This is a genomic window from Nostoc sp. 'Peltigera membranacea cyanobiont' 210A, assembly GCF_002246015.1.
GTDB lineage: Bacteria > Cyanobacteriota > Cyanobacteriia > Cyanobacteriales > Nostocaceae > Nostoc.
Map to the genome: position 1 here is coordinate 611552 of NZ_NOLJ01000005.1, position 13065 is coordinate 624616.

Annotated in this window: 13 protein-coding genes; 4 read left to right on the forward strand and 9 right to left on the reverse strand. The window is 42.1% G+C overall.

The features are described from left to right. Positions 1 to 146 precede the first annotated feature (146 nt). Entirely contained in the window at positions 147 to 1388 is a 1242-nt protein-coding gene (locus CDG76_RS18630; RefSeq protein ID WP_094350433.1) for an FG-GAP repeat domain-containing protein, read from the forward strand. Positions 1389 to 1479: 91 nt separating this feature from the next. Here the strand turns inward: CDG76_RS18630 and CDG76_RS18635 are convergent, their stop codons facing one another. From CDG76_RS18635 to CDG76_RS18670, 8 genes are all read right to left on the reverse strand, one after another. Continuing rightward, positions 1480 to 2247 carry an MBL fold metallo-hydrolase gene (locus CDG76_RS18635; RefSeq protein WP_094350434.1) on the reverse strand — a complete coding sequence of 256 codons (768 nt, stop codon included), beginning with the start codon at positions 2245 to 2247 and terminating at the stop codon, positions 1480 to 1482. Positions 2248 to 2250: 3 nt separating this feature from the next. Continuing rightward, on the reverse strand, positions 2251 to 2850 hold the full coding sequence (locus tag CDG76_RS18640; RefSeq protein WP_094350435.1) for an anthranilate synthase component II: 600 nt from the start codon (positions 2848 to 2850) through the stop codon (positions 2251 to 2253). A 315-nt stretch (positions 2851 to 3165) separates the two neighbouring features. After that, positions 3166 to 3621: a diacylglycerol kinase family protein gene (locus CDG76_RS18645; RefSeq protein ID WP_094350436.1), complete on the reverse strand. Its 456-nt coding sequence runs from the start codon at positions 3619 to 3621 to the stop codon at positions 3166 to 3168. 153 nt (positions 3622 to 3774) lie between these two features. Further along, positions 3775 to 4302 carry an rRNA maturation RNase YbeY gene (ybeY, locus tag CDG76_RS18650; RefSeq protein ID WP_094350533.1) on the reverse strand — a complete coding sequence of 176 codons (528 nt, stop codon included), beginning with the start codon at positions 4300 to 4302 and terminating at the stop codon, positions 3775 to 3777. Positions 4303 to 4341: 39 nt separating this feature from the next. Then, entirely contained in the window at positions 4342 to 4497 is a 156-nt protein-coding gene (locus CDG76_RS18655; protein ID WP_094350437.1) for a DUF3285 domain-containing protein, read from the reverse strand. A gap of 130 nt (positions 4498 to 4627) precedes the next feature. After that, positions 4628 to 5750 (reverse strand): peptide chain release factor 2 gene (gene prfB / locus CDG76_RS18660; protein ID WP_143854117.1). Its coding sequence is split into 2 segments (ribosomal slippage): positions 4628 to 5677 and positions 5679 to 5750, totalling 1122 coding nucleotides; the frame shifts between segments, so codons are not numbered across the junction. A gap of 116 nt (positions 5751 to 5866) precedes the next feature. Further along, a protein-coding gene (locus tag CDG76_RS18665) for a PCRF domain-containing protein (protein ID WP_143854118.1) occupies positions 5867 to 7022 on the reverse strand; the annotation gives its coding sequence in 2 pieces (ribosomal slippage) (positions 5867 to 6946 and positions 6948 to 7022; 1155 coding nt in all). Between the two features lie 131 nt (positions 7023 to 7153). Continuing rightward, complete coding sequence (locus CDG76_RS18670; protein ID WP_094350440.1) at positions 7154 to 7882, reverse strand: Bax inhibitor-1/YccA family protein; 729 nt, start codon at positions 7880 to 7882, stop codon at positions 7154 to 7156. Positions 7883 to 8414: 532 nt separating this feature from the next. Between CDG76_RS18670 and CDG76_RS18675 the strand changes: the two genes are divergently transcribed. Then, complete coding sequence (locus tag CDG76_RS18675) at positions 8415 to 9200, forward strand: RNA polymerase sigma factor SigF (protein ID WP_094350441.1); 786 nt, start codon at positions 8415 to 8417, stop codon at positions 9198 to 9200. A 72-nt stretch (positions 9201 to 9272) separates the two neighbouring features. Here CDG76_RS18675 and bchD read toward each other — a convergent pair whose 3' ends face one another. Further along, entirely contained in the window at positions 9273 to 11306 is a 2034-nt protein-coding gene (bchD, locus tag CDG76_RS18680) for a magnesium chelatase ATPase subunit D (protein ID WP_094350442.1), read from the reverse strand. Between the two features lie 91 nt (positions 11307 to 11397). Here bchD and CDG76_RS18685 point away from each other — a divergent pair, with 91 nt between their 5' ends. Together CDG76_RS18685 and CDG76_RS18690 are read left to right on the forward strand one after the other, a co-directional pair. Further along, positions 11398 to 11985, forward strand: a complete 588-nt coding sequence (locus CDG76_RS18685) for a Uma2 family endonuclease (RefSeq protein WP_094350443.1) — start codon at positions 11398 to 11400, stop codon at positions 11983 to 11985. 23 nt (positions 11986 to 12008) lie between these two features. Next, entirely contained in the window at positions 12009 to 12617 is a 609-nt protein-coding gene (locus CDG76_RS18690) for a hypothetical protein (RefSeq protein ID WP_094350444.1), read from the forward strand. The last annotated feature ends 448 nt before the right edge of the window (positions 12618 to 13065 follow it).

Below are 13065 nucleotides of genomic sequence, written 5' to 3' on the forward strand. Positions count from 1 at the left end.
ACAAAGATTTATCTTCAAAGAGTGACATTAATAAATAAAAAATAGTTATAAAGAAATGTTGAAAACCAGGTAAATGTTATTTCGTTACAGAAAGAGATTGCCAAAAAAAGTTAAAAAAATATGGCAGCCAATAATAAAAATTCACCATGCCTGAAAATCAAAATTCCTCACCCTTAGGTTTGAATACATCTCGATTAGCATTAGATTCTTTTGAAAAATCACAAATCTTGACAGATTCTTTTAAGAGTTTAAATTATGATTTGGGGTTTGGAAATAAGAGTTCTTTTCTAGCACTAGAAAGTCAACCGGCAACTGTGCCTGTTAAAACGTCAGCAAATCCCAATCCTAATCCATACTTAACTAGTGCGGCGATTACTCCTGACTTTAACGGTGATGGTAAAACAGACAAAGTTTGGGTCAATTCTTCAACAGGTGAGATTATCATTCGGTTGATGGATGGAACAACAGTTGTCGAACAGGGTTCTTTGGGTCAATTTGATCTATCCGCCTATGATTACAAAATTGCTGACTTCAATGCTGATAGCAAAACCGACTTCTTATTACGCAATAAGACAACCGGTGAGAATAGCATTGTTCTGATGGATGGCACCAAAGTTGGTAGTGCGGCTGCTCTAAGTAGCGTCGATCCAGCCTGGAGTCCTCAGATTGGAGATTTCAACGGCGATCGCAAAACCGATATCTTCTGGCATAATACAACCACTGGTGAGAACGCTATTTGGGAGATGGATGGCACTACAGTTCTGAATGCAACTGTTTTAGACACTACAGACGCAGCGTATACTCCTACCATTGTTGATTTCGACGGCAATGGCAAGAGCGATATCTTCTGGCGCAATCAGACAACTGGCGATAACGTCGCTTGGTTTATGGATGGTACGCAAAAGACTGACTTTGCTCTACAATCACAAGATGCCGCCTGGACTTCTAGCCTTGGTGATTTCAACGGCGACTTTAAGACAGACATTCTGTGGAGAAACGCTCAAACAGGTGAGAACAAAGTTTGGACGATGAATGGTATCTTAGTCACAGAAGGTGCTTTGGGTACACTTGACTCATCCTGGACTTCTAAAATTGGCGATTTCAATGGCGATGGCAAGACTGATATCTTCTGGCACAATGGCACAACTGGTGAGAACACCGCTTGGTTGATGGATGGTACAACAGTTGCTACTGAAGCTTTCTTACCAGCTAATAACGCGGCCTTGACACCATCGCTTGGTGATTTCAACGGCGATGGCAAGACTGATATCTACTGGCGCGATCAGACAGCAGGTACAGACAACATTTGGACTATAAATGAAACGACAGCAGTTGAGACTCCCATCAGCGACGCAGATAAGCTGACCGGAGAGTGGTATACTTTCTAAAATCAGAATTCAGAATTCATCAGGTGGAGGCAGGAGTCATTATTCTCCCCCTGCTTCCCCTGCTTTTTTCCCAGTCCCCAATCCCCTTTATTCAAAATTTGTAACTCAAAACCTGAATTTCCCCCTTTTCCGGCAATTTACCAGGGCTAATGGAAATACTATCTTCATTGCTACGCCGCACTGGCATACCTTGCATCAGGGTCAGAAAATTATCCAATGGCGAAAGATCGCACTTAGCAGCATCAGCGGCTTGTGTGCGGTAATGAGTCGGAATCACTAACTTGGGATTTAAAACTTGAACAGCCTGCTTTGCTTCCTCAGCATTGTAGGCTTTTGCACTGCCTCCCACTGGAATAAATGCCACATCGGGACGCCCCATCAAGATTTTTTGCTCAATAGAAATGGGTGCAGCGGCTCCGCCTAAGTGTAGGATATTAATTCCGCCTTGCTTCCAACTCCAAGCGGTATTTGAGCCAAACTGTTTACCACCTTTGCGATCGTGGTCTATAGCAACTCCTTGGAATTTAATGCCTTTAAACTCATAAACCCCTGGTTCGTAGATCAGTTTTGCATTTCCCGGTAGTACATCCACAGCACCTTCATCAAGCAGTTGGCTGCTAATCAGTACCAAATCTGCTGCAACTTTTGGGGGACGATACTTAGCAGTACAGCCAACCGTCCGAAATGGATTGACGAGAACTTTCGCACCACCACCAGTAAAAAGAAAACAAGTATGACCCAACCACTTAACTGATAAACCGCTAGATTGTGCGTCAGCTTGAGATTCAGAACCCAAGGTAGTAACCAAAGCTGTTACCAACCCCGCCCCAGCATAGCCCATCAACTGTCGTCGTTTCATTAATTATGCTCTTGACTGTAACTGTTCCAGAAAATTTCGCAATAACTGTTTTCCTGAAGCTGTCAGGACACTCTCTGGGTGAAACTGGACGCCCTGAATGTGAGGATAGTTCCGATGTCGCACTCCCATAATGGTGTTATCTTCAACCCAAGCGGTGATTTCTAACACATCTGGGCAAGTCTCACGTTCGATTACCAAACTATGATACCTAGTGGCGATTAGAGGATTTTCTAATCCCCGGAAAACTCCCACTCCAGTGTGAGACACCTGAGAGGTTTTGCCATGCATCAACTCTGGAGCAGGAATTATTTTACCACCGAATACTTGACCAATGCTTTGATGTCCCAAACAAACACCCAAAATTGGTAATTCTTGTCCTAGCTGTTCAATCAATTCTAAAGAAATACCAGCATCTTCCGGGCGACCAGGCCCAGGAGAAATAACCACAGCTTCCGGTTTTAATGCCCGAATCTCATCTAAGGATATCTTGTCGTTACGAAAAACTTTAATATCATCTGCCACTGGGAACTCTGATGCCAATTCTCCCAGGTACTGCACTAAGTTATATGTAAAACTATCGTAATTGTCTATAACTATAATCAAAGCTCATCACTCCTGGTTTTTACCACTCATCAGTTGTAAAAAGCATAGATAAGTATCTCATGCTATTTGTTCGTTAGGTGTAAAAATAACGCTGACGTAGACACGTAAATATAAAGCGGCTACTCTGCGGCCACTTTCTAAAGATTACCAAGTAATCCTTTAGCCAGGATGCAAGTCCCTAAGCGTAGACCGTCGTAGACATCGCACGACTTAAATTTTGAATATATTCTGCAAAGGGGATTCGGACAGAGTGTGATTCTCTTAGTGAGTCACTCACGGATGCCTGCGGTTTTTGCTAGCCGACGCAAATTACCTTTACAAAGCCGATATAATCAACGTTACCAGAGGAGGGAGCAATAGCGTACCTGCTACTAACATCGCTACGAAAGCAGAGACAAGCACTGCACCAGCCGCGCAATCTTTAGCAATTTTTGCCAAATCATGGTATGTCTGCTTAACGGTTAAGTCCACAACGGACTCGATCGCTGTATTGAGTAACTCTAATGCCAAAACTAAACCACTAGTTATACCAATTACCGCTATTTCTACCGCTTGCAGATGCAAGAAAACGCTTAAAGCGATCGCCATTGCACAAACACTTACATGGATGCGAAAATTACGTTGAGTTTGAAAACTATAGCTGATTCCAGCCCAGGCATATTTAAAACTAACAAATAAATTAGAGGCTACTTTCCAGGAGAATTCCCGTTCGTTAGACACTAGTGTTTGTAACGAGGTAGGCGTTGGTGATGGAGAAATTTTTTGGGACATAGACTTAAAAACACAAGAACAGAGTTGCTACAGTGGGAATATTCGCCGATCTTAATGGCAGAATTAACTTTGAGGCAATCTTTAGGCAATTTTCCACAGAAGTATTATAAAAGTATTACCCAAAATTGACATTAAGAGATACATCAGCTACTACTATTCCATGTCAATAGCAATACCTATTGCATTCAGCAATCCCACTTGCTGTTTTAACATTCGCTCCAAACTTTTTTCATCAGGATGATCCCAGCCCAACAGATGCAATAAACCGTGAGCAGCTAACCAGGCTAGCTCGGTTGGTAAGCTGTGTTCCTGTTGTTGAGCTTGGCGTTGTGCTGTATCTAGAGACACAATAATATCACCTAAGTATAATGGTACAGAGGCAAGCATTTCTTTGCTTTGAGGAAAATCCACCTCCAAAGCAGCAAAGGCTAAAACGTCTGTCGGCTTATTTTGCTGACGATATTGAGCATTCAGTTCTTGAATTTGCAAGTCATCTGTCAAACGCAGCCCGATTTCATAACTTGGCGCTGGTGGAATCTGAGGCTGAAGAATTTCCAACCAGTGATTAAACCAGTTTTCCCAAGTTTCAGGGGTAATTCGGGCATCAGTCTCGTCAATTTTTACAGATGTTGTCGGGGACAACTCATAAAAATACTCCTCCACATATAGTTCAACTCTCAGGGGCACACAGTCTCCTTGTCTGAGGTTTACGATTTGTCGTTAATGAGTGAGGTAAGCAAGACCAACAAGCAGAGCTAAAAGCCCTACAGCAGTCAATCCAAAATGCTTTAGGGAAGTTCCACCCTTCCGCACCATGTTTCGCATGGCGAGTTTGACGTAGCTAGGTTGAGGTTCTGTTGAAGGTGAGTTGCTCATAGTTATTTGTCTACAGACTCTTTTATAACTGTAACAGTTGGTCTGGGATAGAATTGCGATCGCCAATATATTGCTAAGGCGTTCCTTAGTGAAACGCCTTAGCAATCGGGGTGTTATGCAACGAGTGCCTCTATGCTGGAGTATTTTCTACCAGTTTATTTTCTTGGCGCAGATAAGCTTGGATGAATGTATCAAGTTCGCCATTCATCACATCGCCAATCCCTGTTGTTTCCGTGCTTGTACGCAAATCTTTCACCATTTGGTAAGGGTGAAACACATAGTTACGGATTTGGTTTCCCCAAGAGGCTTCCACCATATCGCCACGAATTTCGGCAATTTCTTGGGCACGTTGCTCTTTAGCTATGACCAACAGTTTTGCTTTGAGGCGATTTAGGGCTTTTTCTTTATTTTGCAGCTGCGATCGCTCTTCTGTACAGCGCACGGCAAGACCTGTGGGAAGGTGAACAATCCGCACCGCAGTTTCTACCTTGTTGACATTTTGACCACCTTTACCACCAGAACGAGTTGTGGTGATTTCCAAATCTTTGTCTGGAATATCTAATTGCACAGAGTTATCAATCTGCGGCATCACTTCCACCCCTGCAAAACTGGTTTGTCGCTTACCGTTAGCATTAAAAGGTGAAATCCGCACTAAGCGATGTGTACCCATCTCCGATCGCAAGTAACCATAGGCATAACGACCAGTAATTTCTAGGGTTGCCGATTTTATTCCGGCTTCATCACCCTCCGACTCTTCAGCTAAAGTTACCTTATAGCCGTGAGCTTCACCCCAACGGGTGTACATCCGCATCAGCATAAATGCCCAGTCTTGAGCATCTGTGCCACCAGCACCAGCACTAATCGTTAGTACAGCACCTTCCGCATCATAGGGGCCAGAAAGTAACTGTTGTAACTCCCACTGATCTAGGTCACGATTCAGTTTAGTGATGGTAGATTCCGCTTCTTGGAGTAGTGCCTCATCGGTTTCTAACTCCAATAACTCAACAACTGCTTTAGTATCTTCCAGATTGGTCTGCCAGCGATCGTATTGCTGAAGATGGGCTTTCAGGTCGTTGAGTTCTTGCAGCGTTTGTTGCGCTTGGGCTTGCTCATTCCAAAATTCTGGTTGAGCAGATATTTTTTCGAGGTCTTGAATTTTGGCTGTCAGTGCAGGTACGTCAAAGATAGTCCTGGGTTTTACCCAGGCGGCCAGACAACGTTTCGATTTCGCGTTTAAGTTCTAGGACATCCATAATGCTTGTTTAATGATAGATAGAGCGCTTTGGATTAAAAAATTGCTCTTTATTCTACTTATGTTTCTTGATTTTAGCTGTAATTGGGCAAATTTTTTCTGCACTAGTGACAAAAGTTACTTGAAATTATCAAGTGCTTCTTTACCCACTGAAGTAGTGTGATTTAGCTGTTGCAGATAGGCTTTGATAAACAAATCAATCTTACCGTCTAATACCTCTGTCGCAGCAGGTGTTTCGACATTGGTACGTAAATCTTTCACCTTGGTGTAAGGATGCAAGATATATTCACGGATGAGCTTGCTGGATAAAGATTTTATTAGCCGAGGTTGAATTTTGTCAATCTGGACACCTTGGGCTAGTGCGTAGGCGTAGCCAGCCGTAGGCATCGCAAACAGTTTACTCTTGAGAATAGCTAAGGCTTTCTCTTTGTTTTGCATTTGACTGCGTTCTTGGTCGCAGAATACACTAATTCCCGTAGGAATGTGAACCACCTTTACCCATGTTTCGGAGTGATTGATATTCCTGCTATTGCTGTGCCACCTAGTTATTTCCAAATCCTTCTCTGGAATCTGCCACTCAACGGACTCACCCAATATTGGGAGAACTTCTACACTAGCTAAACTCGTCCGCAAGCTGTTAGTAGCATCAAAGGGCGATATTTGCTGTAGTTGATGTGTGCCTGTTTCTGATTTGAGGTAGCCGTATGCACAACTTGCTGTAATTTCTAAGGTTGCATACTTAATTCCGCCCTCATTTCCATCAGAAATCTCTACTACATCCAATTGATAATTGTGGCTTTTTCCCCAACGCCAGTACATTTGCAGCAACATATATGCCCAATATTGAGCATCTGAAGCATCAACCTCAGCAGTAATAGTGAGTAATGCACCTTTTTGGTCGTGGGGGCCAGACAATAATTGTCGTATTTCTGCTGTTTCGAGTTCTTGTTGGAGTTGGGTAAGGTTGCTTTGCACCTCTTGCCACAATTGCTCATCGGCTGATAATTCCAACAATTCCAATGCAGCCTTGATATCTTCTAGAATCGAACACCAGCGCTGATATTCCTGATGCTTGTAGAATATGGAGTATTCAATTTCTTGAAGTACTTCATAAGCACGGGTTGGATTATTCCAAAAATCCGGTTGAGCAATTACTTGATGTAAGTATTGAATTCTTGCAGTCAAATATTGGATGTCAAAGACAGTCCTCAGCCTTACCCAAGATATTAGACAACCTTTCTACTTCAATTTTGATATTTAAGAGTTCAAGCATAGTTTTGCTCACTTGAGGCTGAACTTATCTACATATTCTACTATTAAAACGATGAAAAAACCGTGGGTGCTAAAAATTTAACCACGGTTTTTACTTTATAAAACTTGACTTTTGTTAGCGCCTATAGACAATTAATCGCGGCCATTGATGGCAATTAGCAACCGCAAGATAAAGACGAACAAGTTGATGTAAGTTAAGTACATCGACAAAGCAGCAGGCAGATATTGGTCATCGCTGTAAGTGCGGGGCAAGATGTAGAAATCAACTACAGAAACCCCAACAAACAGGAATACTCCTAAACCGGAGATGGCGATTTCTAACCAATTTGGCGTGTAAACACCAAACATAGCAAAGCCGAATTGGGCAAGACACACAACCACCAAGGCAATGACACCAAGATTAATGGTTTTCGTCAAAGCCATCCCGTCTTGTTCAGAAAGATTTGAACCAATTTGACGGGCAGCAATAAAGGTGACACCACAACCAAGGGCAGCTAACCCAATGCCTTGAATGCCAACACCTTGGGATCTCAAAGCGACAAATATCAAGCCACTGAGAGTATATCCAGACAACAGGCTGTAAGTTGCCAACAGGGGTAGTGCAAGTCCCTTGTTACCTTTCTGGGCAACATTTTGGGCAACAAAGAACAAAATTAACTCCAAAATCACCGCACCAATGAAGGTGGGAAAGAATATTTCGGGGGTAGTACGGATAACTCCTAAACCGCCGTAGGTTCCTAATGCCGTTAGCACCAATCCACCACCGACGTAGGGGAGGGCGTTGGCAATCACGTTTGGGCCAACGAGGGCGTGAGATTTAGCCTCACGGATAGCTTCACGAAAATTACTGGTATTGCTCATATTGAAAAACTGTTTTTTAGGAAAACATTCTGCTTATTCCTATTCTTACCAATCTTTGCCGTTAACGGACAAGGATTTAATCTCGTTGCCAAATCTGAAGGGCGGCTTTGTTGTTGAAAATTAGAGTCGTCAGTTTTTGAGGATTTCACAGCATCTTTAGTACTGATAGCATACTCTTTACCCTTGATTGCAACCTATTTTGCGATTAATTCAGTACCGATCCACTTGCACTCAGTATGACGGATGACTATTAGGTAAGTTATGCATTTTTCAGCATAAATAGCTAGTTTTTGTTGCAAAAGCTAAAGATTATTTACCATTCAACAGTTATATAAAAAGCAAAAATCACCTGTAACAGAGGGGTTCGCAAAATCATGCGTACAAATACTGAATTGTGGAGTTAGACCCCTAACAAGTTCAGTGAAACGACGATGGCTTATTCTTCCCTGACTCAGCAAAATAATAACAGCTTAGAAGAAAATATACGCAACTCTATTTTCTCAGGAATAGGAGTTACAACAAGGGAATGTATATGGCAACAAGTGAGTCCTCTTTACGAACTGATGGTATAGAATTATTGCACTTGTACCACCAGAATCCTTCTATTAAACTTCGTAATAAACTTGTACAGTTACATACTGGCTTAGTACGGAAGATGGCTCATAAATTCAGCCATCAATGTAATGAACCTTATGAAGATTTAGAACAAATTGGGTATTTTGGTTTGATTAGGGCTATTGAGCGTTTCGACCCTAGCCAAGGATATGCTTTTAGTTCCTTTGCAGTGCCATATATTCGCGGTGAGATGCTGCACTTTTTGCGCGATCGCAGTACTCTATTAAAAATTCCTCGTCGTTGGCAAGAATTATATAATGAAGGACAAAAGATTCGCAAGGACTTATCTATCTCTTTAGGTCGCCCGCCCAAGGATGCTGAAATTGCCAGTCAACTTCGGGTATCTGTACAAGAGTGGCAAGAAACCAAGTTAGCTGCTCAAAATCGGATGCCTTTGAGTTTAGATGCAACCGCAGTTAACTATGTTGATTGCCAAATAACTTTGGGTGAGGCACTTCCTTGTCCTCGTTCTCATGTGCTTCTGCAACAAGAAGAAGAACGCCAACAACTCCAAGGCGCAATCAATATGTTAGAAGAAAAGCCCCGTATGGCAGTTGAAATGGTATTCTTGAGAGAACTTTCTCGCAAGGATGCGGCTAAGAACATTGGTACTAGTCCAATGACAGTAACGCGCTATCTGCAAAAGGGAATTCAAGATTTGATTTGTTATTTGCAACCACAGGTAATGCCCACTGGCTCGTAGTCATTAGTCAATGGTCAGTGGTTAGTAGAAAAGCAACTGACAAATGACAAATGACAAATGACTAATAACTAATTATCTAGATTTTAAATCAGCGATCGCACCTTTGGTCATAGCAGCAATAGCTTGGTCTGTCGCTTTTGGCAAATGATAATATTTACCGCCTGCTGTTTGCGATAGTTCTTTGGCAAAGCCCGTAGACACAAATTTACTTTCCGTATCAATTACTAATAGTTGCATCCCCAGAGCACGGATTCTGGCAGCAATTTCTAATAATTCTCCTTTGATATCTGGCTTTTCTCCTGGTTCTAGCTGTTCACCCAAAGAACGCGCTAAGGGAATATTACCCCGCCCATCGGTAATTGCGACAAGAACAACTTGCCCAATATCTCCACTCATCTGAGCATTTAAGCCGACGCGCACAGCTTGAGTTAAACCATGCGCTAAGGGCGAACCCCCACCACAGGGCAACCTTTCCAAACGGTTACGTGCCAAAGCAATAGAACGTGTTGGAGGCAATAATACCTCTGCTTGTTCTCCCCGGAAGGGAATTAATGCTATTTGGTCGCGGTTTTGATAAGCTTCAGTCAACAGTTGCATCACCGCACCTTTAGCCGATTGCATTCGATTCAAGGCCATTGAGCCAGAAGCATCTACCACAAATACTACCAACGCCCCGGCTTTGCGTACCAGGCGTTTCGAGCGAATATCAGGCTGTTCGACAATAACTTTTCTATCTGGTTGTCTTTCTCTTCGTGCTTTTTGATAAGGAGCCGCAGCTCTCAAGGTGGCATCTACTGCAATGCGTCGTGCTTTCCCTTTGGGCAACATTGGCTTAATATAGCGTCCCCTGTCATCAGAAAAGATGACACTACGACTACCAGATTTACCTTGCCGCTTCGCCATTTGAGTAAAGTAAAGCACGTTGTCATCAAGAATTACCCCTTCTGGATCAAAGATAAACTCTTCCGGGATGCTAGGGGGTTCTTGCTCTTGATTTTCTTCCTGTTCTTCTTGTTCCTCTTCTTCCTCTTCTGATTCGTCCTGGGGTTCTTCTTGATTCTGTTGCGGCGGCGGTGGAGGCGGTGGTGGTGCTTGATCTGGTGGTGGTGTCTGCACAACTGTGGCGCGTGGTACAATTACCAGTTCCACTGCACGGCGCAAATCTTCAGCATTAACTGTTGTCCGTCCCTCCAAAGCCGCAGCAGCTTTAGCAACCCGCGTGGCGAATAACTCGGCGCGATGTCCCTGAACTCCGCCGCGAATCGCTTCATCCACTAAATAGGCAATTTGTTCATGGGTGATGATTACTTCTTTTAACCATTCTCGCGCCAAGATTATTTGGGTTTTGAGTGAGTCTAAATCTTCGTTGTACTGTTTGAGGAAGTCTTGGGGAGATTTAGAATAAGCGATCGCTTGCTCTACTGCTTCTACTCTTTGATCTAAGCCGAGTACACCGTCAGCAGAGAGTGCGATCGCAATTCTATCTAGCAAATGTTCCCGTAATCCGCCTTCTTCTGGATTGTAGGTGGCAATAAACAGGGATTTACACGGATGCTGAAAACTAATCCCTTCCCGTTCAATCTGGTTGCGTCCCTCAGATAATACTGTTAAAAGCTGATTTGATATTTGGTCATCTAATAAATTAATTTCATCTACGTACAGTACACCGCGGTTGGCTGTAGCGAGTAAACCGGGCTGAAAAATCGTATCACCTTGTTTTACGGACTTTTCAACATCCACTGAACCTAATAGTCGGTCTTCTGTAATACCTAGAGGAATTTGCAAAAAAGGCGCGGGGATAATTTCGACGGGAACATCTTGAATATCTTTGTCTGCGTACTCCGCTAATAATTGATCGTCCCATTCTTCTGGGTGATTGGGGTCGCAATTGCTGATTGAACCTTTGACAACTTCAATGGGCGGTAGTAGAGCGTGGATAGCACGAGCCATTACAGATTTTGCCGTACCACGACGACCTGCGATCGCCACTCCTCCCAAACCAGGATCGACTGCGGCTAACAGCAAGGCTAATTTAATTGCTTCTTGACCGACTACGGCTGTCAAGGGAAAAGCAGTGATGGTGGGATTAATAGTAGGCGCAGGCATTGTTTGCTTTCATAGCGAGTCTCGGCCTTTAGCATACCAATTTCTGACACATTTAGAATAAGTATTATGGCAATGAGAGAAAGGTAAGGTTATGAGTATTGCTCAGGCTAAACGCTTCACACTGGATGAATACCACAGGCTTGGAGAATTGGGCTTTTTCCATGAAGATGACCACATTGAATTAATTAACGGGGAAATTATTGAAATGGCATCCAAAGGTACAGCCCATGAAACTTGTTTAAGAAAACTGTGGAAGGAACTCCCCAAAATACTGGGAGACAAGGCTACTTTGCAATCACAAGCGCCGATTGCTTTGCCACCTAATAGCGAACCTGAGCCTGATTTTGCGATTGTTCAAAACCGTGCTGATGATTATCTGTCGGGTCATCCTAAAGCGGCTGATGTGTTTTTAGTAATGGAGGTTTCAGATTCTTCTTTGGCCTATGACCAAGACGTTAAAATGCCTCTCTATGCTAAAGGAGGTATTACTGATTATTGGATATTCAATTTATTCGATAATTATTTGGAAGCTTACAGTGAACCATATCAGGATAATCAAGGCATATATGGTTATTCAAATAAGCGAATTTTCCTGTCAGATGAGATAATAACTTTTCCCTGCTTCCCTGATTTATCTCTTGATTTAGCTAAGGTGTTTCCGCCAAAGCTGAATTTTTAAACTTTGTTATAGGATTAAGTTTTATGGCTTATATTGATTTTAAACTTATTGAAGTTATTGATTCTTTTGGGTTAGCTATCCATGAATCATCTGGACTATTCGCAAATGTGCAGGAGCAAGAATGTAGCGATTTGTTATCTACTATTCTTAGGGAAAATGTTGACTTAGCAGTAGCGATAAGTTCAGAAAAAGCTCGTAGTGAAATGATAATAAGCCCAATTTTATTAGAAATTAGACGCAAATTTAATTATGAAATAAGCTTTTTTTCTGGAGTTGATTTTACTGTTGACAGCCAGCGAGGATTAAACGGCTTTTGTGATTTTATTTTGAGTCTTTCTTCGGAGCAGTTGCTTGTGCGTAGTCCGGTAATTGTCTTAGTAGAAAGTAAAAATGAGAATTTGAGGTCTGGTTTAGCACAATGTATTGCCGAAATGGTAGCTGCCCAGTTATTTAACGAAAGAGGTGGAAATCAAATAAAAGCTATATATGGTGCTGTTACTATCGGTACTATCTGGCAATTCCTCAAGCTTGAAGGCAATGTAGTTTCGATTGATTTGAGTGAATATTATATTAAGGATATTAAGATAATTTTGGGTATTTTGTATGGTGCGATCGCGCAAAGTAAGCCGTAAATGAATAATTATTCTAATCAGTTAATATCCTTGCTTTCTTTCCCAATCTTGCTTTTTATTTCAGTAGGTGTTTCTGCCAGATATATTATATAGTCTAGCAAGTTGATAAATAAAATATTTAACGAGTACCCATTCACAGTATTCCGATTATATGTGTTATATTTATCCTCAACGCAGCAAAGGAGTCATCATCTAAAAGTGTCTAACTGAGGTTAGTGGTTTCATACAGATCAGCTTTGAACCATTGGAAAAGCGTAAAAATATTTAATTTACGCTCTGCCGATGGCTAGTTGTTTTTACGAATGCAACCCCTGTATACACTCGCATTTGCACTTACAAAGAGTGAATTAAATTGAATTGGTTATATAGCTATTCGGGCAATAATTTTGCTGAGTCTAAATATAATACTAAAGAAATTTATTAATGCTAAATGCGTGATTTTCTGACC